Raw genomic sequence first — 24733 nt, 5'->3', positions numbered from 1 at the left:
GTAAAAGCCTGCTTGCAGTGTTCCAGAATTCCCTGCGCGCAGAAACTGCGCGCAGGGCTGGAGGACGCCGGTTCCGTCAAGCCCTGTTGAGGGAACCGGCGGAGCCCGTTGTGCGGATCAGTCGGCGTTGGCGACGATCGAGGCGAACAGCTTCTGAGCGTCTTCAGCCGACATGGACGGGTTGTTGAAGAACTCGACGAACAGGTCGTTGACCTGCTGGTTGCTGTCAGCAGACATCAACTGGTCGGTGCCCGGAATGATGTTGCCCTTGGCCAGGATCTCCAGGCCCTTGCGCATGCAGTCATTGGCAGCCGACAGATCGACATCGCCGCGCACCGGCAGGGAACCCTTCTTCAGGTTGAAGGCAACCTGTGTCTCCGGGGAGATCATGACCTTGGCGAGTTCAGCCTGGGCCGCGGAGATCTCCGGATCGTCCACCTGCGGGAAGTAGAAGGCATCGCCGCCGGTCTGGATCACTTCATTGACGCCAAGGCCCGGCAGGCAGGTGTAGTCCTTGCCGGCGACCTGGTTGGCCACCTGGAACTCACCCTGGGCCCAGTCGCCCATGATCTGGCCGCCGGCCTTGCCGGTGATGACCATGTTCGTGGCATCGTTCCAGTTTTGAACGTTGGAATCCTTGGCCATGTCGCGGGCTGTTGCCGCGGCCTCAAAGACCTTGGCCAGTTCCGGACCGCCAGCAAGGTCGGCATCCTTGTCGCCGAACACCTTGGTGTAGGTCTCCGGACCTGCGAGCGCAGTCAGAAGGGTCTGGAAGGCGAGGGTGGTCTGCCAGGGCTGCTGGCCCATGGCGAGCGGCACGACGCCGGCTTCCTGCAGCTTGGGCGCAGCGGCGACAAACTCGTCCCAGTTGGTCGGCACGGCCAGGCCGTTGTCTTCAAAAACGGCATTGTTGATCCACAGCCATTGCGGCGAGTGAATGTTGACCGGCACGCAGTAGATCTTGCCGTCAAGCGTGCAGCTGTCGAGCAGGCTGGAAGGACGCACGATCTCCGCCCAGTTGCCTTCCGCCGCCACATCGCTGAGGTCGCGCATCAGGCCGGCTTCCACAAGCTCTTCTGCCTGACGGCCGTGGTTGAACTGCGTCGCGCCCATCGGATCGCCGCCCGTGATGCGGCTGATCATGATCGGACGCGCCGTGCCGCCGGAACCGGCAATCGCACCATCAACCCACTTGTTGCCCGTCGCGTCAAACGCCTTCGCAAACTCTGCAACAGCTGCAGCCTCACCACCTGATGTCCACCAGTGCGTAACTTCCAAATCCGTCGCGTGGACGGCAGTCGCCGCGCACAGTGCGGTGGTTGCCGCAAATACAGCGTGTAGTGCTTTCATAGTCTCCTCCCATCGAACCTTCGGCCCGATTTTTCAATTGATGCGGCCTCCACCGCAATTGTAATCGATTACAGAATTGTGTATCTCTCATGTAATCGATTACATTTATCATTCTCGGGAATGCCGCTCGTGTCAACCCGGAATGTCGGTAAGTCGCAAACAAAAATCGGGAGGCAGCATTGGCGCAGAAGCCCATCAGAATTCGAGATGTTGCCAAAAGGGCCGGAGTTTCAACGGCAACGGTCAGTCGAGCACTCAGCAATCCCGAGCTTTTGACGGAGGCGACGCGGGAAACAGTTTTCAGGGCCATTCGCTCCACCGGTTACCGCGTCAATCGGGCCGCAAGGAACCTGCGAACGCGTCAGGCCGGGGCGGTTCTTGTTCTGGTTCCCAACCTCGGAAACCCGTTTTTTTCGCAAATACTAGCCGGTATCAGCGAAATTTTCGGCGAAAGCGATCTTTCTGTTTTGATTGCCGACACGAAAGATCATGCAACGGCGGGAAAGCGCGTCGTCGACTATTTTCTAGATTCTCAGATTGATGGCATGATTTGCCTGGATGGCGCGCTGTCAGACGAGGAAATTCGGCAGTTCGAAGAAAACGGAGTGAACGGCAGGATTGTGTTTGCGTGTGAATGGAAGCACGGAAGCTCTCTGCCGTCGGTACGAAGCGACAACAACCAGGGTGCCAGGTTGGCGGTCAGGCACCTTTATGAGCTAGGGCATCGGAAAATCGCGCATGTTACCGGCCCCCAGGACAATGTTCTGACGCATGTCCGGCGAGAGGGCATGCTGGCAGAAAGAGCTGAACTCGGCTTGCCGGTGCGGGATGAATGGATCATTCGGGGCGACTTTTCTCTTGAGTCAGGCCGGTCGGCGGCGGAAAGGGTCCTGTCTATGGAAGACAGGCCTACGGCCATATTCTGTGCCTCGGATCAGGTCGCCTTCGGATTGATTTCAACACTTAGGATGCACGGCATGAAAGTGCCGGAAGACGTATCCGTCGTCGGGTTTGATGATATCGAACTTTCAGAGTTCTATGTTCCTGCACTGACCACGGTCAGGCAGGATCGGCATGCTTTGGGAACCAGTGCCGCCAGATTGCTCCTGGAGTGTATTCACGCAGACGGTGCAATCTCCAATAAACACTCTGGACCCGTCATGATCGACGTGAACCTTGTCGTTCGTCAAAGTGCAGCCAGTATTTAGCGTGAGACAAGTATTCAAGCTTGATCGCATGACGCGTCCAATAGTCTGTAACTTAATGAATTTTACCAAGCCCGATAAGTAGGCAATCATGCAAGGACCCAAACAAATCGATACACGCAATAGTATAGTGTGGGTTGTATGACTTGTTTGACTAATTTGTGACAATCGCGAAATCTGTTGTCTGTACAGTAATTTTCAAGCCAATCGATCGAAATTCTATCAATAGAGTTTCAAATCGTATGTAAAATTGCGTCTTAACTTTATAGATTAACAGATTAGGGATTCACAAAGTGATTGTAGCAATTTGAGCTGCTAGGAAAAAATGACCTATCGGCAAATAATGCCCAAAGAAAATGCAAGAATTATGAAATATTGACTGCCTGAATATTAATACAAGCTAATTTAAATACAGGTTAATTGTAACTTGTAGCAGGGTTTTAGTGTTTGATTAACTTGAACGTGGCATTCTAGATAATACAAACTCAATTTGGTGGAAAAAATGCGGATCTCTTTCTTCTGCTTCGTTCTTTCGCTTTCTGTTCTCCTTGTTCAATCGCCTCCCACTGTCGCTCAAACCGCACTCAGTGTCGTCGGCACCGGGGATGGCTTGGAAATGTTGCGCGAAATGGGAGACGGCTTTTCAGAAGCCCATCCTGAAATCGAACTCAGTATCCCGCCAAGCATTGGTTCCGGTGGTGGCATAGCGGCCGTCAGTTCCGGTACTGAAAGGCTGGGGCGGGTGGCAAGGCCCCTGAAGGACAGTGAGATTGAATACGGTTTGGTCTATCTGCCGATTGCCAAGATACCAAGCGCCATATTCACCCACCCCTCGACTGGAGTTGAGGCTCTTTCAAGTGAAGATCTGGCAAATCTCTATGCTGGCAAGGTCACCAACTGGTCGGAACTCGGCGGCGCGGATCTTCGTGTACGGCTTGTCAGGCGCGAAGATGCTGACAGCACGCTCCAGGTGCTGCGCAATACAATGCCGGGCTGGAAAGACCTGACATTTTCGCCGCGATCCAAAACAGCCCTGACAACACAGGATGCCATTTCGACAGCGCGCGACGTCCAGGGCGCGATTGCCTTTGGGCCCTATTCCCGCCCGCTTGAAGAGGGGCTGAATGTCCTGAAAATCGACGGCAACCATCCAACGGATGAGACCTATCCAAGTGCGGTGACGCTTGCACTCATTTATAAGGATGGCGCTCTGGATAGTGAGATGAAGACCTTCATTGACTTCAGCCAATCCGATCAGGCGCACAGTCTGATTCGAAACTACGGTGGAGTGCCGGTGTCTAACTAAAGGCCCGAACGCAATATGATACGTCACTCGTCACTGCTCTGGCACTACACATACGGCGCTGTTTTCACAGCGCTGTGTGCGTTTGCAGGCCTGATTGGTCTGGTGGCATATCAGTTGGAAGACAGTATGGCTCGTCAGGAGGTTGAGCTTCTCAAACTGTCTCAGTCGCGGTTGTTGGAGACGTTGATCGCCGACGTGGAGCTTGCCGGAACTCGGATGGAATTCCTGTTTCAGGATCGGCTTCGCCGGGTTAATTCGATTGCCAAGCACCATGATACGTCGAATGCGGTCATGTCTCGAAACGTTGTCGCCATGTCAGAGCTCCTCGGTCCGGCAGCGAAACAGGCCGACATGGACGGGATCGTTGTTCTTGACGAGCAGGCACGAGTTATCGGCGCTTCTTCCTATGAAGCGGACCTGGTCAAACTGGGATCGAGCATTCCAAAGCTTAGTTTCTTTGAGGAGATCGTCACATCCTTGAACGAGAGTTTCCCCGGGGACGTGCAGACCATGTCACGTCTCATGCCACGTTCTGAAACAGGCATCTTTGTCCCCGGTGAACACATCAACACCGTTTCCCAGATTGTTTTCACACCGGTTTTCGATGAATTTGGATATGCGGTGGGCGGATTGCTGGCCCAAAGATGGATCCGATCCGACGAACCGCTGCTGTCCGATCTGGCAGAGATCAACTCCTTCGGACTTGCGGTAATCTTTAAGGACGAAGTGATTTCGAGAGGCAACTTCAAAGGCGATTTCGCCGATCTCCAGATGTCAGCAACCACGCCGAACATCACAGCTAGCGGCAGCAATGTTATCGAGTGCGCTGTACCTGTTGCGCCGGTAACGGTTTGTGCGTTGGTTCCGATCGAAAAACTGACCGAAACTCAGAATGAACTGACCCGTATAGGTACTGAGGAAGAAGCCAAGTTGCTTAGGTGGCTGTTTCTGTTCGGTGTTCTGACGTTGATCGCATTTGCCACCGTCGCCTATCTCCTGTCCCGTCAGATCACACGGCCGCTGACTGACATTACCAAGGTTTTGACGGGAATTGCCGCAGGCGACTTCGAAAAGAAAGTTGCCGGAACAGAACGGCTGGATGAAGTCGGAGACATCGCACGCTCGGTCGTTTCGTTGCAACGATCTGTCAAGGAACGTGACGCCCTGCGGGTCAGGGTTCATGAAAAGAACACCATCCTGAGGTCGAAGGAAGCGCAGCTGCGTGAGCAGAACGTACTTTTCGATGCGGCGCTTAACAACATGTCGCACGGGCTTTGCATGTTCGATGCAAGTGGTAGCCTGATCGTGTCGAACCAGCGTTTTGCGGACCTGTTCGAACTCGATCCGGACAAACTTGTACCTGGCATGACCGCCAAGGATCTGACCGCTCTGCAGAACGCAGAAGCTGTCAGCACCGATGAAAGCGAATGGTCCGACGCTTTCACGAAAGCGCATCAATCGGCACCGTTCTCGCAAAGCACGGAAATGGTCAAGATACGCTCGGGTCGCATTGTTTTGACCACTCGGCAACCTCTGTCAGATGGCGGTTGGGTGGCCATCTCCGAAGACATCACGGAGCGCCAGGAAGCGCGCGATCGCCTCGCCTTCCTTGCGCGGCATGACATGCTGACCCAGTTGCCCAACCGCATCGAATTCCGTGATCAGATGGAGTTGCTCCTAAAGCGTCAACAGGTTCAGGGCGGTGAGTTTGCAATTCTCTGTCTGGATCTCGATGAGTTCAAGACTGTCAACGACTCGCTGGGGCATCCGATCGGAGATGAACTTTTACGGCAGGTTGCCGGCCGGCTGCGGCACTTGCTGGAAGACCGCGAGTTGGTCGCGCGCCTGGGTGGTGACGAATTTGCGATTCTGACCGACCTGCCCGTCAAGCAGAAACAGGTCGATGAACTGGCACAGTCCATCATTTGGGAACTCTCGCGGCCCTTCCAGATAGCGGATCATGATCTGGTAATTGGCGTCAGTATCGGCATTTCGGTGGCCAAGCCTGATGGAGCAGTCGGTGACGAGTTGTTCAAACAGGCTGATCTTGCCCTTTATCGCGCAAAGGAAGACGGCAGGAACACTTATCGCTTCTTTGAAGAGGATATGGGCACCGAGGTGAATGACCGGCGCGAGTTGATCCTGGATCTGCGCAATGCCGCCGCAAATGGCGAGATGGAACTTTACTTCCAGCCGCAATACACCTTGAGCGACTACCAGATTTCCGGCTTCGAGGCCTTGCTGCGTTGGAACCACCCAACACGTGGCCTTGTGTCGCCGGGTGATTTCATACCTTTGGCCGAAGACACGGGACTGATTGTTCAGCTTGGTGAATGGGTGCTGGAAGAGGCCTGCAGGATTGCCACCGGCTGGCCGGACCATTTGCGGGTCGCCGTCAACCTGTCGCCTCGTCAGTTGCGAGGCAATGCTTTCGGACCCGTGTTGATCGGTGCGCTGATGAAATCGGGCCTCAAAGCGGATCGGCTGGAACTGGAAGTCACTGAAAGCGTCTTGCTGACGGACACAGAGGACGTTGTGGAAGCTCTGCACCAGGCCAAGTCGCTTGGCGTCAAGGTTTCGATGGACGATTTTGGGACCGGATATTCGTCGCTGAGTTATCTGAGGCGGTTCCCCTTCGACAAGATCAAGATTGACCAGTCCTTCGTCAGGTCGATGGCATATTCTGATGACTCGATCTCAATCGTGAAAGCCGTCATTGAGCTGGCGAAGAACCTGAACATGACAACGACAGCTGAGGGGGTTGAAACCCGGCAGCTGCTCGACATGCTGAACGATATCGGATGCACCGACGCTCAAGGCTACTACCTTGGGCGCCCGATGCCGGTCAGTCAGGCGAACGAGCTCATTTTCACGTGCCCGCAGGCCGTGACGACGGCCGCGCAATAACCGCAGCGTTTCGCTTTACTCTGCAGCCTCCGCCTGGGGCGGAGGTGTGGATTTGCGGAAAAGCCTGCTCGCAAAGGCGAGGACGCCCTTGCTTTCTTCTGCGACATAGAATGGATCGGCATAAAATGTAGCGCCGGCCTGCAGTGCCAGTTCGCGCATGGCATCCACGTGAGCGGGCGCGCCGGCAGAATAGACGATGTGATCGGAGGTCAGTTCGCCAACAAGCTCTTGTGGCCGGGCAGTCATGACTGTCTCGTTGTCGCCATCGCTGGCTGTCAGAGATATCGGCACATTATTGCCTTGCAGCCAGCGAACAGCGTCGCGCATATAAAGACCATCGCGTGTACGAGCGCCTGAAACGACCCTGATGTCGCGTTCCGGCTGTCCAAGTCTAGCGGCAACGGCAATCGCCCAAATCGGCGCAAAGCCGGTTCCAGTCGAAGTCAACACGATTGGTTCGGGCTGCTGGCGCAAGAATGCATTGCCAAACGGGCCGCGCAACTTGACGCCGTGTCCCTTGGCAATCTGACTGCCAAGTTTCGACGATACGATGCTGTCAGGATAGACCTTGATATGAAAGACGATGACGTCCTCTTCCGCATCCAGATTAAGCGGGGTCGTCGGGCTGTAGTCTCTCGGCGGATAACCGGCAAATGTAGCGCGCAAATACTGGCCGGGTAGCCAGGTTACTTTCTTGGCGGTGCGGACACGCACTTCAAGATAGTCTTCCTTGATAGTGCGCACACTGTCCACGGTACCTTTTATCGTCTTTACGATCGGAACAGGATCGTAGGAGATTTCTGCATCGCCCTCGAGCACGGCAAGACACCCGAGAACAGTGTTTTTTTCACGTGTCCCCAGATCGTCTACTGCACCGCTGAGCACGCGAACCCGACAGGTTTCGCATTGCCCCGAACAGCAGTCGTGGGGAATGACCAGGCGGCCGCCAAGTCCGGCATCAATCAGCGTGTCACCGACACTTGCCTTGATCTCTTTACCGTTGATCGTAACGGTACAGGTGCTTTTCGACATGAAATTGGTCCGTTGGAATGGCGTCAGTTGAATGTCAGGCGAACCGGACGTGAATGACGTGTGTGACGCGTCTGGTTGTGGTCAAACACGGCGACCCAGAGATAAAGACCATCTTCCATAGGGAGGTCCTGATGGTTCCCGGTGTCCATGTCGCGAATGATCTCGAGCGTCCAATAGCCATCTTTCCACTTGGAACCGCCGGAAAGGTCAGCACGGCTGCCTTCATATTCTCCGATTATCAGGACGCCGGGGATCATCGTTCCAACAGGTATTGCCGCGTCGATTTCCGGCGAATAAGGAACGCTTTCAGCTTCAAACATCCACCATTGAGATCCCGGGTCGTCCGTCGCTTCTACGTCAAGATCGATTTTGCCCATCTGAGCGATGGTTTTTTCGACATCCACAGGCAAGCGCAACACGTCAACGGTGTTTTCGTAGTTGGAGCCTGATTTTTTCTTGTAGTTGTAGATGTAGAAGGATTTGCCCTCGTCCGCCGAATAGCCTGCGCTATAACGTTTTTTGCCGGCGACTTGAGCCTCATTCGGCTCGATTGGCGTGCCAAACCACATGTCATCAACCTTCCCAAGCATGCCACCGCGCGCAGCCTTCCACTGCCAGACGTCAAGCAGGCTGCCGTCTGTCGTGTAGTGAAGGCCGCGATAATTGAAGGCACCTGGTTTGTCGCTCAGCGGCTTGGGTCCCATATGCGTGGAGGCACCTCCGCCAAAGGCATCCGACTTGGAAAAGGCGACCGAAAACTTGTCTTCGTAATAGTCGGTTTCGTCTGAAATGTCGGCGCGGTTGTTGAGCATCCGCCAGCCGTCTTCGGCCTTGATCAGCGGGTGGCGTTTTAAGGATCGGTTGCTGTCTTCCCAGCGAAATCCGAATGCGATCTTGTCACCGACCTGAACGGCGCGGATCTCGACGGTGGATTCTCCGGTTTTGTCGAGACCGGAGCCCTGCTGGGTCCTGACAAAAACAGGTTTTGCGCTGTTCCAGATTGCCTCGCTCATTTCACCATCCAACGTGGGAAGTTCGGTCGCGTTGGCAACGATGAGGTCATCTCTCGTGGAAAAATCGAGCGCGACGGCTCCGGCCAGAACCACAGCTCCAATAGCAAGCGACGCCGCCAGGGGATGCCGGCTCATGCCCGGGAAACGACGGAGTTTCTGAGGACGGAACAGGCGCAGAAGCTGCGCGATACCGCCATAGAAATAATGCAGCACCACATGGGCAACGATGTAGCCAAGCACCGTGAGTGCAGCGATGTAGTGAACGGTGACCCAAATGCCGCCATGACCCAGATAGAGAAGCACGCCGGTCGCCGAAAGGGTGAGGACAGCGCCAAAAAGGATCCAGTAGGCAATGACATTGACAGCAGAGAGCCGCAGCTTGGTGCTGGCCGGTAGCGTCAGAACGACGGCTTTCTTGGTCGAAATGCGCCGCTTCAGACGGGCAAAGGACATATAGGCGGCGTAGGCGAAGATAACCGCCAGAACGAAAATGGCAGATAGGTAGTGCCAGGTCCAGATTTCACCCTGTGGCAATATCGGTTCGAACAGCTTTGAAAACCAGGCATCTTCAGCGTCGGAAGAGAGCCGGAGGCCTGTCAGAAGACTGGCGAAGATCGCAATGGTCAGCGTCCAGTGAAGCAGAATGGTTCCCAGATCGCTGCGCACAGGCGGTTGCTTATCCTCAGGTCGTCGGGCGGCACTGCCTTGAGCCGCAGGTAACTTAGTCTGGTCTTTGTGTTTGGTGTCATTTGGCGGAGCAGTGAGCTCTAGTGTTTGGTCCGTCAATTTCCCCTCCAGAAACCAAAACCGATTCCGTACACGCCTAGCGCGAATCGGCGCGCGAATATTAGATAACAGGCGCGGAGTTTAAGACTAAGAAACAATACTTGGGAAAAAAAAATTAGAAAAAACGTCAATTACAACTAATAATAAACCTATGCGTGTATAATAATGAATTCATTATTCAGTTTAATTTGCACATAGTACTTAGACGAAATAATACACTTAGAGAAATTCTAAAGTATAAATGGATATTGTTGATTAGTACAAAGCAAATTCAAACGAAAGAATTCAACGTCAGGTTAAAGTAATTACCGTCAAAAATACCTACAGTTTAAATAAATTGAATGAATTTAATGCGATGCAATCCGGCCTTTGTGGAGTGGAGTGATGTGTGTGGCGCATAAGCTGAATGCCTTCACACTGCGTTGCTGCCAATTCCACAGTCATTCTGGCTGGGAAAGTAAAACCACACGCCAGATCGGTTGAAGAGAAAGGCCCGATCACCGGCTGGCGATGTGTGTCACTCCACTGTTGATCCAGGTCATAGGGACGCAACAGTTTCCAACCTATCTTCAATCGAATGACGCGGACAGAAGGCGACGGTGTCAACTCGGTTGTAACTGCCTCAAAAACCCGCCTAAGATGTTTCTTGTTGCAGGAAATGCAGTAGCGGTCGGTCGGCAAAATGCTTCGACGTTACTGGTCTTGAAAGACAGTCGTTTGAAGACAAGGGGGCGTGTATGCTGGTCTCCCATACGCGAATAATTGATATTGTTGGCGACATCATTCGCATTCAGGTGTCGTCCACCAAAGCCGACTCTGAGGGACGGCCGTGCCTGGGCGACCTGGCTCTTGTCGATGGCGGAGATGGCAATGCTTCGCTCGCGCAAGTCATCAATATCGATCAGGACATGGTTTCGCTCCAGGTCAATTCCGGTACCAAAGGGCTGGCAAACAATGCCTCGGTCCGGTTTCTCGGAGAAGCTGCCAAAGTCACCTATTCGGATAACATTCTTGGCCGGGTCTTCAATGGCGCCGGTCATCCGATAGATCAGGGTCCTGACTTGTCGAGCGATCCAGCTGTTCCAATTGGCGGACCGTCTGCCAATCCGATGAAACGTGTTTTGGCTTCGCGGATGATCCGCACGGATGTACCGATGATCGACATCTTCAATTGTCTCGTTGAAAGCCAGAAGATTCCGATCTTCTCGGTTTCAGGTGAGCCCTACAATCCGTTTCTGGCCAGGATCGGGATCCAGGCGGATGCGGACATTGTTGTGTTCGGCGGACTTGGCCTGATTTTTGATGACTACTCGTTTTTCAGAAAGCAATTCGAAGATGCAGGTGTCTTTCCGCGCACTGTGATGTTCATCAATCAGGCTTCGGATCCGGTCGTGGAACGTCTGCAGGTGCCCGATATGGCGCTGGCGGTTGCTGAAAAGTTCGCCGTCGAGGAAGGCAAGCGCGTTCTGGTTCTGTTGACGGATATGACTGCGTTTGCTGATGCGATGAAAGAAGTGTCCATTGCAATGGAGCGCGTCCCGGCCAACCGGGGCTATCCTGGGGATCTTTATTCGCAGCTGGCGCGCCGATATGAAAAAGCTTGCGACTTCAAAGGGTCCGGTTCCGTCACAATCCTGACCGTCACGACCATGCCCGGGAATGACGTCACGCACCCAGTTCCCGACAACACCGGATACATTACAGAAGGTCAGTTTTATCTGCACAGTGGCGTCCTGGATCCCTTTGGGTCTCTGTCCAGACTGAAACAGCATGTCATTGGCAAGGTGACCCGCGAAGATCACAACCAGATCATGAACACGATGATCCGGTTCTATTCCGGTGCACGTGACGCTGAGCAGAAACAGTCGATGGCATTTGAGTTGTCGGACTACGATCGGCAACTGCTCAAGTTCGGCGGTTTGTTCCGGGAACGGTTCATGGACATCGAAGTGTCAAAACCCCTGGAAGAGGCGCTGGATCTTTGCTGGAAAACGCTGGCTGAATGCTTCGAACCTGAACAGCTTCTGATGAAACAAGGCCTGATCGACAAATACTTTCCGGCAAAGGCGTCAGTTTCAAAGTCTTCGGATGAGGAGGCTGCCTGATGGCCAAGCTGGCGCTCAACAAATCTTCGTTGGCGAGAGAGAGCGCACAGCTTGCCGAATACAAGCGATTTCTACCTTCTCTGGAACTGAAACGGCTTCAGATCATGGCTGAGCGCGCCAAAGCCAGGGAAACAGCGGTGCAGCTTGAAAAGGCCTATCAGGCTCGGTTTTCTGATCTGGCGAGATCGCTGCCAATGCTAGCAAATAAGCATGTGCCGCTTGAAGGTTTGGTTGCATTGAAAGGGGTTGCCAAGGGAGAGCAGAACCTCTCGGGCACCAAATTGCCGATCCTTGAAGACGTTGATGTGGAAACCCGACCCTATTCCTTGTTGGCTCGTCCGCATTGGGTCGATCCTTATGTGACAGGAATGCAGGAGCTGTTGCGCCTGAACATGGAGCGTGCTGTTGCCAACGAGCGCATCAAGCGGTTGGTGGAGGCGGAAGCCGTGATTTCACGGCGTGTGAACCTGTTTGAAAAAGTTCTCATTCCGCAGGCGGAGCGCAATATCAAGAAAATCAGGACGGCCCTTGCCGATGCTGAAAGAGATGCTGTTGTTCGTGCAAAGATTTCCAAGCGCAAAACGGCGGCTCGCGGGGCAGAGAAACGGATGGCCGAGCTATGAGCATCGTGCCGCTGATCAAAGTGAATATGGTTGGCGTCCTGGACGACAAGGACACGGTGTTGGAGGCAGCGCAGGCTTTCGGATCGCTTCATTTGATTCCCCTCGTCTCGGCGCAAAAGGAGCTGGAGGCTGTTCCTGCCGGTCTTGGCAGAGATGCGGTGGATGCCCTGCGTTGGCTGGTCGATTGTTCAGACCAGCGCCGTCCTGAGACCAGAGCCGACAAATTCGATCTCGATGACGTGGTCGAAAAGACGCTCAAAAACCGCAAGGCGCTTAAGACCTGTCAGGATTTGCTGGCAAAACTGGAAAGGCGCATTCAGGACGTTGAGCCTTGGGGCGAATTCAGTTTTTCCGATTTGGCGGAGATCGGAGACAACAGGCTCTGGTTCTATGTAGTGCCCAACGGCAAGCTGAGAGAGATAGACCCATCCGACAAGATCCTGGAAACAGTGCACCGGGACAGGTTCCGCAGTTACATTGTTTTGCTGGCACCTGAAGAGCCGGAGACTGGTGCTATGCCGGTTCCGCGCACCCACGTCGGTGCGATACCGCTCTCGGCGCTTAGGCAACGTCACGAGGACGCGGCAATAGATCTTGAAGAATTAGAGCTGGAACGTCAGGCACTGACGAAGTGGCGGTTTGTTCTGGCGCAAAATCTTGCTGCGGCCCGCGACACCTCTGCCCGTCGACGCGCAGCGCTCGAAACCGCCGATACGGGCCGAGTGTTTGTCTTGCAGGCGTGGGCGCGTCGGGATCAGGTCAGCGAGATCGAAACACTCGCTTCAAAGCTTGGTATTGCGGCCCTGTTTGAAGATGTCACGGAAGAAGACGCGCCGCCGACGCTCCTTGAAAACGCGCACGCGATGGAGGCCGGTGAGGATTTGGTCGAATTCTATCAGACACCCGGATACCGGGACTGGGACCCGTCCGCGATTGTCTACGTATCCTTTATCGTTTTTTTCGGCATGATCATGACCGATGCCGGATATGGTTTGTTGCTGCTTCTGTTTCTGTTTCTTTTCCGCAAGAAGTTCGCCGGGTCAGCGCTTGGCCGCCGAATGTATCGCATGTCCTGCTGGCTGATGGTGTCCACGGCGGCGTTCGGTGTTGCCACGGGCAGTTACTTCGGCGTCGCTCCACCTGAAGGCAGTATCCTCAACCATTTCAAGATCCTGCACCTTAAAGACGTTGATACGATGATGAAGATCACGCTGACCATCGGCGTTGTGCACATCGTGATCGCCAATTTTTTGCGTGCGTGGCACGAACGAACACCGAGCGGTCGCTATCAACCTGTCGGTTGGTGCCTGGTGGCGCTCGGTGGGCTCGCAACCTTTCTGGGCCAGGGGACGGTTGTTGCGACGATCGGTCCGACGAGCGTCATTTTCGGATTGCTGTTGGTCGGTTTCTTCGGAAGTGACCGGAAGGTTGATTCAGTTGCTTCGGGCGGGTTGCGCATTTTCGATGGTCTCGCCGCGCTAGCCAGGATCGTCAACATTTTCTCCGATGTGCTGAGCTACATGCGGCTGTTTGCGCTCGGGCTTGCGGCAGCCTCGCTTGCAGAGACGATCAATTCGTTGTCCGGCCAGCTCAATCAGTCAGTTCCGGGCATCGGCATTCTTATCGCCATACTGGTTCTGGCAATCGGACACGCCATCAACATCGGCCTTGGTCTGATAGCAGGCTGTGTGCATGGCCTGCGCCTGAATGTCATTGAGTTTTTCAATTGGGGTTTGAAGGACGAAGGCACGCCTTTCCGTCCGTTCAAGAAAGAGGAGACACGCCTGTGAACGAATTCGTTGTGGCTCTCGGTTGGTTCGGGCTCTATGCGCCTGTCGCTCTTGGCGCCATAGGCAGTGCCTGGGGGTGTGCGCTCGGTGGCAGTGCCGCAATCGGTGCAATGCTTGACAGCGACGGCGGTTATGGCCGTTTCATCGGTGTCTCTCTAATGCCGTCCTCCCAGGTAATCTACGGCATTGTCATCATGTTCTCGTTGCAGCAATCGCAAGTCGATGCCGCGAACGGTGCCGCTCTCTTCGGCATCGGTGTCCTGTCCGGGTTCACGATGCTTTTCACCGGTATTCGCCAAGGCGAAGTCTTGGCTTCAGCCATCCATGCTTCGAAGGCCAAACCGGAGATATTCGGCATATCGCTCGCGCCTGCAGCGGTCTTGGAAGGGTTTTCGGTGTTTGCCCTTGTTTTCGCGCTTGTGCTTGCAGGTTCGATACCGAGTTAGGAGGGCAACATGTCCAAGCATGATACCACGCAAGAGCTTGAAAATGCGGCTGGTGCTGGGGTGCAGGCCCTGATCAATCGACTGAAATCCGAAGGCGTTGCAGCCGGTCAGTCGGAAGCCGATGACATTCTGGCCAAGGCCAAGGCAAAAGCAGAGGAGATCGTGTCGGAAGCGCAGGAACGGGCCGACAACCTCTTGGCGACAGCACGTGCTGAGGCCGCAAAGGAAAAGGCTGCGACGGAAGACGGGCTTAAAGTCGCCGCACGTGATCTGGTCCTCAGCCTCAGAAATGAGCTGGGTGACCGCATTCAACAGGAAGCTGGAAGGTTGGTAGGCACCACCCTTGCCGATGAGGCTTTCTTACAAAAACTCATTCTCGCGATGGCCGGCAATGCCCGTGACAATGCGTCTGTCAGCGACACGGAACCGATGGAAATCGTGTTGCCTGAAAAGGTTGTCAGTTTTGAGGAGTTGAAGCAGTCACCCGAGGCGGTCGAGCCAGGAACGCTGACGCATTTTGTTCTGGTGCTTGCGGGCGATGCACTGCGTGCAGGCGTGACGTTTTCCACGGCACCTGGCTTCGACGGCATAAGAGTTAAGCTGACTGATCGCGATGTTTCCATTGACCTGACTGAAGAAGCGATTGCAACGCTGCTAAAACGTCACCTACAGCCGCGACTGCGGGCCGTGATGGAAGGGGTGCTGCGCTGACAATGACGTCCAATCCGCACCAATATATCTCGCTTGTCACCAGCTTTCCGCATCTCGGGAAACTGTTCTCGCTCAAGGACCTGCCGATTTCGGATTTCCGGCTGAAACAGCGCCTGACGATGCTGGAGCCGCAGCATGCGGCGTTATTGAAGGAAATGGTCGAGGTGACTGCCTGGGCAGGTGTCGCCAAATACGATCAGGATGCAGAAGTCATTCGCCGAGCAAATCGGATCATTGCGGACCTGAAAGACTATCCCGATCTGCAGCATCTTGTTGGTGCGCGTATGGAGACGCGGACATTGATTGCCGCTTTGCGCCGCCGCCGGAATGGACAGGAAAGCGCCGGAGATATCGAAAACTGGGGCATGGGTCGCTGGTGCATGTCAATAAAGTCGAACTGGAGCGACCCGGCTTTTGGTCTCGGACACTTCATGCCGTGGGTTTCCGAAGCCTATCGATTGATGCAGTCCGGCGACCATATTTCGATGGAGCGTCTGGTTCTAACAGAGGTGGTCCGGCAGCTCGATCACTATGGAACGATGCATGATTTCGACTTCGAAGCAGTCGGAATTTATGTGCTGCGCTGGGTAATTGTGGAACGGTGGTCACGCTACAACGAAGCCGATGCCCGTGATCGTCTGGAGGCTCTGGTCTCATTGGCTCTTGAAGGGCCAGACGCAAATATCAGCCCTCCGAAGCCGCAGGGATTTTTCTCCGACACTTTTTCACCTCTTGAGGGATCTTCGTCGTGACCAGTCATGTTCAACTCCCTGATCCGACAGCTGAGATCGTCGCGGTGCAAGACGATCTTGTGACACTGTCACCGATCGGAAACGCGCCTCTGATCAAGAATGAAGTCGTTTACATCGTTCCGCACGGTCCTGAACGGGATGGAAAACCGCGTGAGTATCTAAAAGCTGAGGTTCTGCGCGTTCGCGGCAAATCCGCCGAAGCACAGGTTTTTGAAAGCACATCCGGAGTTCGGGTTGGCGACAAGGTGATCCAGAGCGGTGAGATGCTGTCCGTTGCGCTCGGGCCTGGTCTTCTCAGCACCGTATTTGACGGATTGCAGAACCCGCTTGCCGATATTGCTGCCGAACATGGTTTTTTTCTGCCACGCGGTGTCCTGACAAACGCGCTTGATCAAAACCGAAAGTGGTCTTTTGAGCCCGCGGTCAAATCGGGAGACAAGGTCAAGGCTGGCGACACAATTGGAACAGTTCCAGAGGGACGTTTCCAACACAAGATAATGGCCCCTTTTACGCTTACCGGTACCTGGACGATTGATCGGATCCGGGAAGGTACTTTCACGATCAACGAAGTGATCGCAACCATCAAGAATGACAGAGGCGACACCCGGGACCTTCCCATGGTCCAGCATTGGCCGGTTCGGCGGGCGTTGCCTGAAGGTCTCGTGAAGGCAGGGCAAAGCGAAAGGCTTTATCCGAGTGAACCGCTGATCACCACCTTGCGCTTGATCGACACGTTCTTTCCGATTGCGCGTGGAGGAATGGGCTGCATTCCCGGGCCGTTCGGAGCCGGTAAAACGGTGCTTCAATCTCTGATTTCGCGGTTTTCAGCCGTCAATATCGTGATTGTCGTCGCCTGCGGCGAGCGTGCCGGCGAGGTCGTTGAAACCATTACCGAATTTCCGCATCAACCTGATCCCTCCGGTGACGGCACGCTGATGGACCGAACTGTCATCATCTGCAACACCTCCTCCATGCCGGTCGCTGCGCGTGAGGCATCGATTTATACCGGCATCACTCTTGGCGAATACTACCGCCAGATGGGCTATGATGTACTGTTGATTGCCGACAGCACCTCGCGCTGGGCGCAGGCAATGCGAGAGACTTCAGGTCGGTTGGAGGAGATCCCGGGTGAAGAAGCCTTTCCAGCTTACCTGGATTCTTCGATCAAGGGCGTCTATGAGCGCGCAGGCGTTTTGAAAACAGCCGCTGGCGAAACGGGCAGTCTCACCATGATCGGCACGGTTTCGCCTGCCGGCGGCAACTTTGAAGAACCGGTGACCCAGTCGACGCTCGGAACGGTAAAAACCTTCCTCGGATTGTCTTCCGAGCGCGCCTACAAACGGTTCTATCCGGCTGTCGACCCGCTTCTGTCATGGTCTCGCTATCACGTGCAGCTGGGCGACTGGTACCAGACCAATATCGGTCCGAACTGGGTGCCGCGCGTCGAAGAGATGATCGACCTGCTGCGCAAAGGTGATGAAATCACGCGTATGATGCAGGTAACCGGTGAAGAAGGGGTCTCCACCGAGGATTTTATCCTTCAGCAAAAGGCGCTCTTTCTCGACATGGTCTATTTGCAGCAAGATGCTTTCGATGATGTCGATGTGTCCGCCCCGCTTGACCGCCAGCAAGAGACTTTCGAACTGGTCTACAAGATCGCCAACACGGATTTTGCCTTCGAGGACAAGGACACGGTGCGCAAATTCTTCACCGAGCAGACGTCCCTCTTCAAGAACCTCAACTATTCAGCCGATGGCAGTCAGGAACGTAAGGACCTTGTTGAGAAGATAAAAAACAATGTCGCCGCTGCGCCGAGCCATATGACCGGTTAAGTCATTCCTAGTCGTCAAAGACGCTGAGGATCTGGTCCAAGGGTTTCTTCAGTTTTGCCGCAGCGGGCACGGTCGCATCTTCTGCAGGATGTCCGGCCGCAAGGATCATGACTGGTTTTTCAGCCTCGGGTCGTTGGAGAATTTCATTCAGGAACTTCATTGGGTTGGGCGTGTGGGTCAATGTCGACAATCCGGCATGATGAAGCGCCGTGATCAGAACGCCGGTCGCAATGCCGACGCTTTCTGGCACGTAGTAGTGCTTGTACCGGGTGCCATCGTCATAGGTTCCCCAACGCTGTGCAAAAACAACAATCAGCCAGGGAGCAATCTCCAGGTGAGGTTTGTCAGCATTGGTTCCGATCGGCTCAAGCGCCTTGATCCATTCATCCCCGGCACCGCCGGCATAAAACTTCTTCTCTTCTTCTTCGGCAGCTTCGCGGATCTTGCGCTTCAAGGCAGGATTGGCAATTGCAACGAAATGCCAGGGTTGATGGTTCGCACCACTTGGCGCGGTTCCGGCAGCGCGGATGCAGGTTTCAATGACGGCTCGTTCGACCGGACGGTCGGAAAAATGCCGGATCGTGTGACGCGTGCGCACATCTTCAAGAAACGCATCAGCCCTTGCCTGCATTTCTGCATCGGTGAACTGCCGCCGGTCGGGCAAGGGAAGCGGTCGATAATTAAGTGCAGATTTGGCAATCATGTAGCGTCTATCCGGTTTCGCCGCCGAGACCACGCTGAATTGCGTTTGTTTCCGGCAGTCGGTCCTGTCAAAAGCGAACAATGGATCGTCTTCCGGTGCGTTAGGCAACCAAAAATCCCATTTTTCGGCTCCGCAACCTGAATACGCGCTCAAATTGGCGCTTATGTCTGCTTGATTAAAAAATAACCTTGACCAGAGACGGGGCAGCTTTCTAGATTTTCTTGACCAAATGGTCAGTGACCTGTGGACGAGAAGGTAAGCGCCCCGTCGCAGACAACACGGCCAGATTGCTGGCACCCAATTAGGCGGCTTTAAAACACTCGCCGGTTGGTTCAGCATAGAGTGGTGAATTCCAGAGAAGGGACCCGTCCATGTGACGAGGCCCGTAACCAGTAGGGGAATGGCAATGAAGGCATTGAAGAATCTGGCGCTTGTGTCCGTCTTGGGCGCGAGCCTGGTTTCGGGCGCGGCACATGCCGCGGACGAACTGACGTTGCAGTTGAAATGGGTCACACAGGGACAATTCGCCGGCTACTACGTCGCCAAGGACAAGGGCTTTTATGAAGAAGAAGGCCTGGATGTAACGATCAAGCCGGGTGGTCCAGACATCGCACCGCCTCAGGTTATTGCCGGTGGTGGTGCTGACGTGATCATCGACTGGATGCCGTCCGCTTTGGCGTCCCGCGAAAAAGGTGTGCCGCTGGTCAACATTGCACAGCCTTTCAAGAAGTCCGGAATGATGCTGACTTGCCGCAAGGACACCGGCATCACTTCGCCGGAAGACTTCAAGGGCAAGACACTGGGCGTATGGTTCTTCGGCAACGAATACCCGTTTCTGTCCTGGATGAGCCAGTTGGGCATTCCAACGGATGGTAGCGACGGCGGAGTGACGGTTCTCAAGCAGGGCTTCAACGTTGATCCGCTGCTCCAGAAGCAGGCCGATTGCATCTCCACCATGACTTACAATGAATATTGGCAGGTCATAGACGCAGGCATTCCGGAAGATGAACTGATTGTCTTCAAATATGAAGACCAGGGTGTCGCAACCCTCGAGGACGGTCTCTACGTACTGGAGTCCAGCCTGGATGATCCGGCCATGGTCGACAAACTGGCACGGTTCGTCAAAGCAACCATGAAAGGCTGGGAGTATTCCGCAGCAAACCCGGAAGAAGCTGCTGAAATCGTGCTTGAAAACGACGCCACGGGCGCACAGACGGAAAAGCACCAGATCCGCATGGTTGGCGAGATCAACAAGCTGGTTGATGGAGCCGATGGCAAGCTCGACATGGAAGCTTACAATCGTACGGTCAAGTCGCTGCTTTCAGGTGGTTCAGACCCGGTTATCACGAAAGAACCGGAAGGTGCCACTTCAACTGCGGTAACAGACAAGCTCTAGAGCTTCAACTGCTCTTAAATTGGCATACGGAAAGGCCGCCCATCGGGCGGCCTTTTTTAGTCAGCCAAGACCTCCCCACAGATTTCTGTGGTCTGAGATGTGAAGCTGAAACCTGACTTTTTCCAGACACTTTCCGGGTCGCCGCTGGAGAGGGAATTTTTGTCGTTTTGCGCCACGAAAAACGTTCTTTTCGGTAGAATCCCGACATATGCCGCCGCACCGAAGACGTTGATTGACGCCAACGCATCCTACAAATACATACTTAAGCACATAAGACTTGCTGCACAGGAGCGGTTTTTAGAAAAAATTTCTAAAGGCCAGAGGAGGGGACTTGGGCAGACACCAGCAGCCATCTGTGGAGACATCTCCACTTGTATCTGACGAAATTCGTCAGACCACCTGCTACATGTGCGCCTGCAGGTGCGGCATCAACGTCCACATGAAAGACGGCAAGGTTGCCTATATCGAGGGCAACAGAGATCACCCGGTCAACAAGGGCGTGCTGTGCGCCAAGGGTTCGTCCGGCATCATGCAGGTGAATGCGCCGTCGCGCCTGCGTGCACCCCTCAAGCGTAAGGGGCCAAGAGGGTCGGGTGAATTTGAGGAAATCAGCTGGGATGAGGCACTGGAAATTGCCACTGGCTGGCTGGCGCCCATCCGCAAGTCCGCACCTGAAAAACTTGCCTTTTTCACCGGGCGGGACCAGTCCCAGAGCTTTACCAGTTTCTGGGCGCAAAATTTCGGCACTCCCAACTATGCGGCGCATGGCGGTTTCTGTTCGGTGAACATGGCCGCAGGTGGCATCTACACAATGGGTGGTGCCTTTTGGGAATTCGGCCAACCCGATTGGGACAGGACAAAACTGTTTCTGTTGTTCGGTGTTGCCGAAGACCATGATTCCAATCCCATCAAAATGGGGCTTGGCAAGCTCAAGGCACATGGCGGCAAGGTCATAGGCATCAATCCGGTTCGGTCCGGCTACAACGCGATCGCCGACGAATGGGTCGGGATAACCCCGGGCACCGATGGTCTGTTCATCCTGTCGTTGGTTCACACGCTTCTTCAAAGCGGCAAGATCGATCTGGCATACCTGTCCCGCTTCACCAATGCGCCATGCCTGGTGAACAACGACCCGGCCTCACCTGAATTCGGGCTGCTGTTGCGGGATGAGGCCGGCAAAACACTTGTCATTGACCGCAACAGCGGCCAGCCGACGGCATTCGACCAAAGAGGCGTCAAACCGGATCTTGCGGCCCAGTATGAAAAGGATGGTCTGACACACAGGACAGTGTTCCAGCTACTTGCTGAGAAATATCTGGATGATGCCTACAGCCCTGAAGCTGTGGCCGAAAAATGTGGTGTGTCGGCACAGCGCATCCGCGCGATTGCTGCCGAATTGGCCCGCGTTGCCTTTGAAGAGGCGTTTGAGTTGGACCAGCCGTGGACAGACTTTCGTGGAGACCGTCACGAAAAGATGCCCGGCCGTCCGGTCAGTTTTCATGCCATGCGGGGGATCTCCGCTCATTCGAACGGTTTCCAGACTTGTCGGTCGCTGCATTTCCTACAGATCCTGCTCGGGACTGTGGAAGTGCCCGGTGGTTTCCGGTTCAAGCCGCCTTACCCGAAGCCGGTTACGGCACACCCGACGCCTCATTGCCATTCCAAACCGGATTGTCCGCTGGACGGGCCGCATCTGGGTTTTGTTCGGGGACCGGGTGATCTGGCGCTGAAGGAAGACGGCACGCCTGCGCGCATCGACAAGGCTTTTTCCTGGGAGAACCCGATGTCGGCCCACGGGCTGATGCACATGGTGATTTCCAACGCCCATGCGGGAGATCCTTATAGGATCGATACCCTGTTTCTTTATATGGCGAACATGTCCTGGAATTCCTCCATGAACACCAAGGGTGTCATGGAGATGCTGACCGACAAGGATGAGGACGGCAACTACGTTATCCCGCGGATAATCTATTCCGATGCCTATTCATCGGAAATGGTTGCCTATGCGGATCTCATTCTCCCGGACACGACCTATCTGGAACGCCACGACTGCATCAGCCTGCTGGATCGACCGATTTGTGAAGCCGACGCGGCTGCTGACGCCATCCGCTGGCCGGTGATTGAGCCGGACAGGGATGTCAGAGGTTTCCAGTCTGTGCTGGTCGACCTTGGTGTGCGGCTGAAACTTCCCGGCTTTGTCGAAGAAGATGGCAGTGCCAAATATCGCGACTATGCCGACTATATGGTCAATCACCAACGCCGGCCGGGCATTGGTCCATTGGCGGGATTCCGGGGTGATGGATCTGACAAAGGCAGAGGCGACGTCAATCCGGAACAACTTGACCGATACATCGAAAACGGTGGTTTTTTTGTCGAGCATGTTCCAGACGAAGCAGCCTTCTACAAACCCTGGAACGCGGCATATCAGGATTGGGCAGTCGAACTCGGTTTTTACGACAAACCTCAGCCCTATCTTTTTGAACTCTACTCCGAGCCCATGCGCCGCTTTCAGCTGGCAGCGGAGGGGCACGGTGACCGTCAACCGCCCGATCACCTGCGCGAGCGCATCAAGGAAACGTTCGAGCCGTTGCCTGTGTGGTATCCGCCGCTGGAAGATGTCCACGTGGATGAAGCTGATTACCCGGTCCATGCGCTCACGCAACGGCCAATGGCCATGTACCACTCCTGGGGCAGCCAAAATGCTTGGCTGAGACAAATCCATGGTCACAATCCGTTGTATGTGCCAACGAAAATCTGGGAAGAGCATGGCTTTCAGGATGGCGACTGGGCGCGGGTCACCTCGCTCCACGGCGAGATAGTGGTTCCAGTCGCCTTGATGGCGGCTCTAAACGAAAACACCGTCTGGACATGGAACGCCATTGGCAAACGCAAAGGCGCATGGGCGCTGGATGGCGATGCGCCTGAGGCCACCAAGGGTTTCTTGCTCAATCATCTCATCAATGAGCTGCTGCCGCCAAAGGGTGACGGACTGAGGTGGTCCAATTCGGATCCCATCACGGGACAGGCCGCCTGGTTTGACCTGCGGGTCCGAATTGAAAAAACAGGCCCACCGGACGAATGCAGCCCGGCGTTCCCTGAACTACGGTCGCCGGTTGGAAAAGGCCCGAAAACCGTTCGTCAGAAGGTGCGCCCATGACCACGTTGCCTGATCACACGGAAAAGAAACTCGGCCTTGTCATCGATCTCGACACATGCGTCGGCTGCCATGCTTGCGTAACGGCCTGCAAAGGCTGGAACACAGAAAACTATGGCGTCGCGTTGAGTGACAACGATGCTTATGGCGGCGATCCCGTCGGAACTTTTCTGAACCGTGTGCACGCCTTTGAGGTTCAACCGTCAAACGGTGCTGCGCAGACCATTCATTTTCCGAAATCCTGCCTTCATTGCGACGATGCGCCTTGCGTCACGGTCTGTCCGACAGGTGCCAGTTACAAGCGGGTGGAAGACGGGATCGTCCTTGTTGACGAAGATGCCTGTATTGGCTGCGGGTTGTGTGCTTGGGCTTGTCCCTATGGCGCGCGCGAGCTGGACCAGTCCGCTGGTGTAATGAAAAAATGCACCCTGTGTGTCGACCGGATCTACAATGAGAACTTGCCCGAGGAAGACCGGGTGCCTGCGTGTGTCAGAACCTGTCCGGCCGGGGCACGCCATTTCGGAGACTTCAGCGATCCTGAGAGCAATGTATCCCGCCTTACAGCAGAACGCGGGGGAATGGATCTGATGCCGGAGCAGGGCACCAAGCCGGTCAACAAGTACTTGCCGCCTCGGGCAAAAGACCGCCTGACCGCCGACACGACAGCTCCACAATTGAAACCAGTTGCCGACTCGCCCAAAGGGTTTTTGGCCTGGCTCGACAAGACCCTGGAGGCGCTCTGATGCATCCGGCACCCTCAGTTATCGTTTTTACCGTATTGTCGGGCCTTGGTTTTGGGTATCTTGCCTGGCTCGGGATCGGTCAACCCGCCGTAACGGGATGGACCGCGTTCTTTTGTTTTGCCATTGCGTATGCGCTTGCTGTTGGTGGATTGGTCGCGTCGACCTTTCACCTCGGCAATCCGCAGCGGGCGCTGAAAGCGTTTTCGCAGTGGCGCAGCAGTTGGCTGTCGCGTGAAGCCTGGCTCTCTGTTTCTGCACTTCTGGTGATGGGTCTTTATGGGTTTGCCGCGGTCTTTTTCGACCGATTGCTTGTCCCTGTGGGAATTCTTGGAGCTGCTTTGAGCTTAGCAACTGTCTATGCGACCAGCATGATCTACGCTCAGCTGGCCACAGTGCCGCGCTGGAACCACTGGCTGACACCTCTTCACATGGTAACTCTCTCATTGGCTGGAGGGGCCGTTCTGGCCGCCCAGTCGATGGCAGCACTGGTTCTGCTCGCCGTTGCGGGCGGCGTGCAGTTTTTATATTGGGTGCTTGGAGATCGCCGTTTTGCAGAACGTGGACACACGACTGAAACCGCAACGGGTCTAGGCGACCGTGGCAAGGTTCGCCTCTTCGAACCACCCCATACCGGCACCAATTACCTCCTGAAAGAAATGGTCTATGTGGTCGGTCGCAAGCATGCCCAGAAGCTGCGCGCAATCGCATTTCTTCTGAATTGCCTTTTACCGATTGTAATCATTGCGCTTTTGCCTGCCGGAGTTTTAAGCGCCGGGCTTGCAGTCCTTGCCTATCTTGCAGGAACGTTCGCATCCCGTTGGCTGTTCTTTGCCGAGGCTGAACACGTGGTTGGTCTTTACTACAGCCAGCGCTAAAGCG

General features: G+C 54.9%; 18 protein-coding genes. 14 read left to right on the top strand and 4 right to left on the bottom strand.

Translation table 11 applies throughout. From position 1 onward, the window contains the following. Nucleotides 1-117: 117 nt before the first annotated feature. Nucleotides 118-1350, bottom strand: coding sequence for an ABC transporter substrate-binding protein (locus K1718_RS01115; protein WP_152498999.1), 1233 nt, complete (start codon nucleotides 1348-1350; stop codon nucleotides 118-120). Between the two features lie 179 nt (nucleotides 1351-1529). Between K1718_RS01115 and K1718_RS01110 the strand changes: the two genes are divergently transcribed. From K1718_RS01110 to K1718_RS01100, 3 genes are all read left to right on the top strand, one after another. Further along, nucleotides 1530-2558: a LacI family DNA-binding transcriptional regulator gene (locus K1718_RS01110; protein ID WP_265680014.1), complete on the top strand. Its 1029-nt coding sequence runs from the start codon at nucleotides 1530-1532 to the stop codon at nucleotides 2556-2558. Between the two features lie 499 nt (nucleotides 2559-3057). Continuing rightward, complete coding sequence (locus K1718_RS01105) at nucleotides 3058-3861, top strand: PstS family phosphate ABC transporter substrate-binding protein (RefSeq protein WP_152498997.1); 804 nt, start codon at nucleotides 3058-3060, stop codon at nucleotides 3859-3861. Nucleotides 3862-3876: 15 nt separating this feature from the next. Further along, nucleotides 3877-6768 (top strand): putative bifunctional diguanylate cyclase/phosphodiesterase, encoded by a 2892-nt coding sequence (locus K1718_RS01100; RefSeq protein WP_265680015.1) that lies wholly within the window; start codon nucleotides 3877-3879, stop codon nucleotides 6766-6768. 15 nt (nucleotides 6769-6783) lie between these two features. Here K1718_RS01100 and K1718_RS01095 read toward each other — a convergent pair whose 3' ends face one another. After that, complete coding sequence (locus K1718_RS01095; RefSeq protein ID WP_265680016.1) at nucleotides 6784-7800, bottom strand: 2Fe-2S iron-sulfur cluster-binding protein; 1017 nt, start codon at nucleotides 7798-7800, stop codon at nucleotides 6784-6786. A 23-nt stretch (nucleotides 7801-7823) separates the two neighbouring features. Beyond that, nucleotides 7824-9599: an ethylbenzene dehydrogenase-related protein gene (locus tag K1718_RS01090; RefSeq protein WP_265680017.1), complete on the bottom strand. Its 1776-nt coding sequence runs from the start codon at nucleotides 9597-9599 to the stop codon at nucleotides 7824-7826. A gap of 737 nt (nucleotides 9600-10336) precedes the next feature. On the opposite strand from K1718_RS01090, the gene K1718_RS01085 reads away from it, so the two are divergent. From K1718_RS01085 to K1718_RS01055, 7 genes are read left to right on the top strand one after another with little or no spacing between them, the layout of a single operon-like run. After that, nucleotides 10337-11704 carry a V-type ATP synthase subunit B gene (locus K1718_RS01085; protein ID WP_152498995.1) on the top strand — a complete coding sequence of 456 codons (1368 nt, stop codon included), beginning with the start codon at nucleotides 10337-10339 and terminating at the stop codon, nucleotides 11702-11704. Beyond that, entirely contained in the window at nucleotides 11704-12327 is a 624-nt protein-coding gene (locus K1718_RS01080) for a V-type ATP synthase subunit D (protein WP_265680018.1), read from the top strand. The genes K1718_RS01085 and K1718_RS01080 overlap by 1 nt, the downstream gene beginning before the upstream one ends. Continuing rightward, nucleotides 12324-14117, top strand: coding sequence for a V-type ATP synthase subunit I (locus K1718_RS01075; protein ID WP_265680019.1), 1794 nt, complete (start codon nucleotides 12324-12326; stop codon nucleotides 14115-14117). Before K1718_RS01080 ends, K1718_RS01075 begins: the two co-directional genes overlap by 4 nt. Next, the gene (locus K1718_RS01070) at nucleotides 14114-14563 is read left to right on the top strand and encodes an ATP synthase subunit C (RefSeq protein WP_152498992.1); all 450 of its coding nucleotides are present in this window, start codon (nucleotides 14114-14116) and stop codon (nucleotides 14561-14563) included. Before K1718_RS01075 ends, K1718_RS01070 begins: the two co-directional genes overlap by 4 nt. A gap of 9 nt (nucleotides 14564-14572) precedes the next feature. Then, nucleotides 14573-15274 carry a hypothetical protein gene (locus tag K1718_RS01065; RefSeq protein WP_152498991.1) on the top strand — a complete coding sequence of 234 codons (702 nt, stop codon included), beginning with the start codon at nucleotides 14573-14575 and terminating at the stop codon, nucleotides 15272-15274. Between the two features lie 2 nt (nucleotides 15275-15276). After that, nucleotides 15277-16026, top strand: coding sequence for a hypothetical protein (locus K1718_RS01060; RefSeq protein WP_265680020.1), 750 nt, complete (start codon nucleotides 15277-15279; stop codon nucleotides 16024-16026). Further along, entirely contained in the window at nucleotides 16023-17858 is a 1836-nt protein-coding gene (locus tag K1718_RS01055) for a V-type ATP synthase subunit A (protein WP_265680021.1), read from the top strand. Before K1718_RS01060 ends, K1718_RS01055 begins: the two co-directional genes overlap by 4 nt. A 7-nt stretch (nucleotides 17859-17865) precedes the next feature. On the opposite strand, the gene K1718_RS01050 is transcribed toward K1718_RS01055, so the two are convergent. Next, a complete protein-coding gene (locus tag K1718_RS01050; protein ID WP_265680022.1) occupies nucleotides 17866-18561 on the bottom strand; it encodes a nitroreductase family protein in 696 nt (231 codons plus the stop codon). 400 nt (nucleotides 18562-18961) lie between these two features. Here K1718_RS01050 and K1718_RS01045 point away from each other — a divergent pair, with 400 nt between their 5' ends. The 4 genes from K1718_RS01045 (at nucleotide 18962) to K1718_RS01030 (ending at nucleotide 24729) form a co-directional block, all read left to right on the top strand. Further along, nucleotides 18962-19957 carry an ABC transporter substrate-binding protein gene (locus K1718_RS01045; protein WP_173005829.1) on the top strand — a complete coding sequence of 332 codons (996 nt, stop codon included), beginning with the start codon at nucleotides 18962-18964 and terminating at the stop codon, nucleotides 19955-19957. A 406-nt stretch (nucleotides 19958-20363) separates the two neighbouring features. After that, nucleotides 20364-23114, top strand: coding sequence for a molybdopterin oxidoreductase family protein (locus K1718_RS01040; protein ID WP_285806088.1), 2751 nt, complete (start codon nucleotides 20364-20366; stop codon nucleotides 23112-23114). Then, on the top strand, nucleotides 23111-23854 hold the full coding sequence (locus K1718_RS01035) for a 4Fe-4S dicluster domain-containing protein (RefSeq protein WP_265680024.1): 744 nt from the start codon (nucleotides 23111-23113) through the stop codon (nucleotides 23852-23854). Before K1718_RS01040 ends, K1718_RS01035 begins: the two co-directional genes overlap by 4 nt. Beyond that, the gene (locus K1718_RS01030; RefSeq protein WP_265680025.1) at nucleotides 23854-24729 is read left to right on the top strand and encodes a dimethyl sulfoxide reductase anchor subunit family protein; all 876 of its coding nucleotides are present in this window, start codon (nucleotides 23854-23856) and stop codon (nucleotides 24727-24729) included. The genes K1718_RS01035 and K1718_RS01030 overlap by 1 nt, the downstream gene beginning before the upstream one ends. Nucleotides 24730-24733 lie beyond the last annotated feature (4 nt).

Origin of the sequence: Roseibium porphyridii, assembly GCF_026191725.2 — a bacterium.
In the GTDB taxonomy this organism is placed as follows: domain Bacteria; phylum Pseudomonadota; class Alphaproteobacteria; order Rhizobiales; family Stappiaceae; genus Roseibium; species Roseibium porphyridii.
The sequence above is the reverse complement of the archived record's forward strand: the minus strand, read 5'-3'. Positions and strand labels throughout refer to the sequence as shown.